This is a genomic window from Actibacterium sp., assembly GCF_041584535.1.
Taxonomy (GTDB): domain Bacteria; phylum Pseudomonadota; class Alphaproteobacteria; order Rhodobacterales; family Rhodobacteraceae; genus Actibacterium_D.
Genome location: NZ_JBFHDW010000219.1, coordinates 1 through 4,653 on the forward strand (window position 1 = coordinate 1; position 4,653 = coordinate 4,653).

Annotated in this window: 4 protein-coding genes; all 4 read left to right on the plus strand. The window is 63.9% G+C overall.

Going from position 1 to position 4,653, the window contains the following annotated elements; all coding sequences use genetic code 11:
• Positions 1-931 (plus strand): acyl-CoA carboxylase subunit beta (locus ABYW26_RS10880; protein WP_372604882.1); only part of this gene is annotated, 931 nt, incomplete at its 5' end.
• Positions 932-940: 9 nt separating this feature from the next.
• Positions 941-1,735, plus strand: a complete 795-nt coding sequence (locus ABYW26_RS10885; protein ID WP_028288551.1) for a crotonase/enoyl-CoA hydratase family protein — start codon at positions 941-943, stop codon at positions 1,733-1,735.
• Positions 1,732-3,735, plus strand: coding sequence for a biotin carboxylase N-terminal domain-containing protein (locus ABYW26_RS10890; RefSeq protein WP_372604883.1), 2,004 nt, complete (start codon positions 1,732-1,734; stop codon positions 3,733-3,735). Before ABYW26_RS10885 ends, ABYW26_RS10890 begins: the two co-directional genes overlap by 4 nt.
• Positions 3,732-4,653: acyl-CoA dehydrogenase family protein (locus ABYW26_RS10895; protein ID WP_372604884.1), on the plus strand; the 922-nt coding region annotated here is incomplete at its 3' end. The genes ABYW26_RS10890 and ABYW26_RS10895, both read left to right, overlap by 4 nt.

Sequence of the window (4,653 nt, forward strand, 5' to 3'; positions counted from 1 at the left end):
CAACGAAGAGGTTGATGGAGAAACATTGGGGGGGGCCGAGATGCATTCGCGCTTCTCCGGTGTGTCTGACCATCTGGCCGAGGACGAGTATCATGCGCTTGCTCTGATGCGCGACATCGTATCCGAACTGGGCCTGTCGCGCCCGATGGGTCCCGATGCAACCTGCGCGCCGCCGGCGCGCAACCCAGAGGAACTGCTTGGCGTCATCAGCGCCGATCGCAAACAGCCCTATGACATGCGCGAGGTTCTGCTGCGCATGATCGACGCCGGCGAATTCCGCGAATTCAAGCCCGGATGGGGTGAGACGCTGGTCTGCGGCACCGCGCGGATTCACGGCTATCGAGTGGGCATTCTCGCAAATAATGGGGCGCTTGTGTCCGACAGTTCGCTCAAGGGCGCGCAATTCGTGTCGATGTGCGATCAACGCAACATCCCGCTTTTGTTCCTCCACAACATCTCGGGCTTCATGGTCGGCACCGAAGCCGAGCGCGGCGGCATTGCCAAAGACAGCGCCAAGCTGGTCTATGCCATGTCGGTTGCCAAGGTGCCGCGCCTGTCGGTCCTCTTGGGCGGCTCATACGGGGCAGGCAACTACGGCATGTGCGGACGTGGTTTCGCCCCGAATTTTCTCTTCGCCTGGCCCACGGCGGAACTGGCCACCATGTCTGCCGACATCGCCACAAATGTGATGCTGGAACTGCGCCGCCAGAAAGGGGGCGACCCGGGCAAGATGGAGGCCGACATGAAGCTGATCGAGGAGCAGGTTCGGGCCCAGTACGGTGAACAGTCCGATCCCTATTATGCCACCTCGCGGCTTTGGGATGACGGGCTGATCGAACCCGCGCAAACCCGCGATATCCTTGGCCTGTGTCTGGCCATCGTGACATCGGTGCCCGAAGCCGGTCGCCATACGCCTGTATTCAGAATGTGAGGCTTCAAGTTGACCAATACCTACAACACGATCCTTATCGAAACCGATGCGCGTGGCGTCGCCACGCTGACGCTCAACCGCCCCGACAAACACAATGCGCTGAATGGCGAATTGATCGCAGAGCTATACGATGCCGCCGAAAAGCTGGCTGCAGATGACGATGTGCGTATTGTGGTCCTGACCGGCGCGGGCAAGAGCTTCTGCGCGGGCGGCGATTTCAACTGGTTCGCCTCTAATGTCGAGAAAACCCGTAGTGAAAGGGTCGCACAAAGCGCCACGCTGGCGCGGCTGTTGCGCCGCCTTGACACGCTGCCCAAGCCCTTGATCGGGCGGATCAACGGCCCGGCCTACGGTGGCGGTGTCGGCATGATCTCCGTCTGCGACTACACCATCGGCGCCGAAGGCGCGCGCTTCGGTCTGACCGAGGTCAAACTGGGCCTTCTGCCCGCGAATATATCGCCTTATGTGGTGGCCCGCATCGGCAAGGTGCATTCGCGTGAAACCATGCTGTCGGGGGCGTTGTTCGACACGGCCCGCGCCGAGCGGATCGGTCTGTTGACCGAGGTTGTCGCGCCGGGCGACTTGGACGCCACGGTGAACCGGGTGGTGCATGATCACCTTCAGGCCGCGCCGGGTGCCGTGGCCGATACCAAGGCGCTGATCGCCTATGTCGCGTCCCACGATCTGGAGACCAACATGATCTACACCGCCGACCGGCTGGCCGATGCGTGGGAGACGGAGGAAGGTATCGAAGGCATCAACAGCTTCATCAACAAGGGCGTTCCGTCATGGCGGGTGAAATGAGCTTCACCCGCGTTCTGATCGCCAACCGGGGCGAGATTGCCCGGCGCATCCAGCGCGGGTGCCGCAAACTGGGGCTGGAAAGCGTAGCGGTGTTTTCGGACGCGGACCGCGACGCGCCCTTCGTGGCCGAGGCCGATCATGCCGTCTGCATCGGTGGGGCCGCCCCGTCAGACAGTTATTTGAACGTCGAGGCCATCCTTGAGGCCGCGCGGGCGACGGGCGCGGGTGCGGTGCACCCGGGATATGGTTTTCTGTCTGAGAATGCCGGTTTCGCGGCGGCGGTCGAGGCGGCGGGCCTTGTGTTCATCGGGCCGGAACCCGACGCTATCGCGCGGATGGGCTCCAAGATCGAGGCCAAGGCTGCCGCCGAAGCCGCAGGCGTGCCCGTCCTGCCCGGCTATCGCGGCGAGGATCAGTCCGATGCGCGCCTGCTACAAGAGGCCGAGGCGCTTGGCACCCCCTTTCTGGTCAAGGCCAGCGCCGGCGGCGGCGGACGCGGGATGCGGCTTGTCTCCGATCTGGGCGACGCACCCGAAGCGATTGCATCTGCCCGGGCCGAAGCGCAGAGCGCCTTCGACGATCCGGCGGTGTTCCTCGAACGCTATGCACCCCGTGCCCGCCACGTCGAAGTGCAGGTTCTGGGCGACACTCACGGCACCGTGCTGCATCTGGGCGACCGCGATTGTTCGCTGCAACGCAACCACCAAAAGCTGATCGAAGAAGCCCCCGCCGCCGATCTTCCCGAGGCTGTGCGCGACCGCATGCGTGCGGCAGCGGTGCGGTTGGCGCAGGCGATCGGCTATCGCTCCGCCGGAACGGTGGAATACCTCTATGACCCCGGGCGCGGTGAATACTACTTTCTGGAAATGAATACCCGGTTGCAGGTGGAACACCCCGTGACCGAGGCGATCACCGGCATCGACCTGGTCGAATGGCAGTTGCGCATCGCGCGGGGCGAGCCGCTGGCGCTGACGCAAGGCGATGTGCAGTTTGACGGGCACGCCATTGAAATCCGCATCGCCGCCGAAAACCCGGCCGAGAATTTTCACCCCGAAACGGGCGAGATCACCCTTTGGGCGCCGCCTGCGGATGTGCGGCTGGACACTGGGGTAGAGTGCGGTTCGGTCGTCGGCCACCACTACGATTCCATGATTGCCAAGCTGATCGTCCACGCGCCGGATCGGACCGGGGCGATCCGCCGGGCGATCACCGCGATCGATGCTTTTGCCGTCGGCGGCGTCGGCCTGAACCTGGCCTATCAGCGCGCGTTACTGGCACACCCGGATTTTGAGGCGTTCCGGCACCATACCTCGGGCCTGCCCGAGATGTTTCCAGGCGGCTGGACTGAACCGTCCGCTGATCCCCGGGACATGGCCTTTGCCGCGATGGCGCTGCATCTGCGTCTCGTGCCGGCGGGCGCGTCGCCCTGGGAAAGCCTAGGGTCATGGCGACTCACAGCCCCTGCGGGACAGTCCGGCGCGGCCTTCTATTGGGACACAACCAAAGACGAACCGATCCGCATGTACGGCTCCGGGTCGGGGTTGACTGCCATTCAACCGGACGGCCAGACCATCACGGTCGAGAGTGCCGTTTTAACAGGATGCCGTCTGAGCGGACGCATCGACGGGGTTCCGTTTTCGCGCATCGCTTACGTCGTGCGCGCGCCGAGTCACTGGCGAGTGCACCTGCAAACCCCTGCTGGAATGACCGCGACAGACCTGCGTACGCTGGAAGACCAGCATCTGCAACGTGCCACCGGCGGGTCTGGCGTCGCTGACCTGTTGTCCGCACCCATGCCCGGCGCCGTGGCCGAGGTGCGCGTCGCACTCGGCGACCGCGTCAAAGCCGGTGACACGCTGGTGGTGCTTGAGGCCATGAAGCTGTTGCAAAGCCTGCCCGCGCCGGTCGCGGGCGTGGTGACTGAAATCTATTGTGCACCCGGCGATACGGTCGCCGGGCACGCCCCACTTATCAAACTCGATCCAGAGGAAAACACATGACCAGACAAGACAGCATTACTCAGGTCACCGGCCCGTTCAACGAAGACCTCGAGATGATCCGCAACCAGTTGCGCCGGTTCATTGAAGCCGAGGTGACCGCCAAGGCCGAGCCTTGGGAGGAGGAGGGCAAGGTACCCCGCGACGTGCTGCGCCGGATGGGTGATCTCGGCGTGCTGGGGATGCGCTATGACGAACAGTATGGCGGCGCGGGGCTGGACGTGATGTCCAGCGTGGTTTTGGCCGAAGAGGTCGGGCGATCCACTTTCGGCGGGTTCTCGGCCACCGTTCTGGTCCACACCGACATGGCCTCGCCGCATCTGGAAAACGCCGGCACGCCCGAACAGAAGGCGCGCTGGATGCCGTCGATCGTCTCGGGCGAAATGATCACCGCCGTTGCTGTGACCGAACCGGGCGCGGGCTCGGACGTGGCGGGCATGCGCTCCCGCGCGGTGCGGGACGGGTCGGATTGGGTGCTGAACGGCACCAAGATGTTCATCACCAACGGCGTGCATGGCGATCTCTACTTTGTCGGCGCCAAGACCGATCCCGATGCCAAGGGGTCGCGCGGGATCACCATGTTTGCGGTCGAAAAAGGCACGCCGGGCTTTTCGGTCGGACGGGCGTTGAACAAGACCGGCTGGCTGTGCTCGGACACTGCCGAACTGATCTTCGAAGATGTCCGTATCCCGGCCGAAAACGTCTTGGGCGAGGTCAACCGCGGTTTCTATTCGGTAATGAAGAACTTCCAGAACGAACGCATTGTGCTGGGTGCGATGGCCTGTGCCGAAGCGCAAACCGCGCTGGACATGACCGTGGATTATGTCAAGCAGCGCAGGGCCTTTGGCGGCGTTCTGTGGGACAAGCAGGCCGTGCGCCAACGGCTGGCCGACTGTCAGACGCGGATCGCGGCAGGACGTC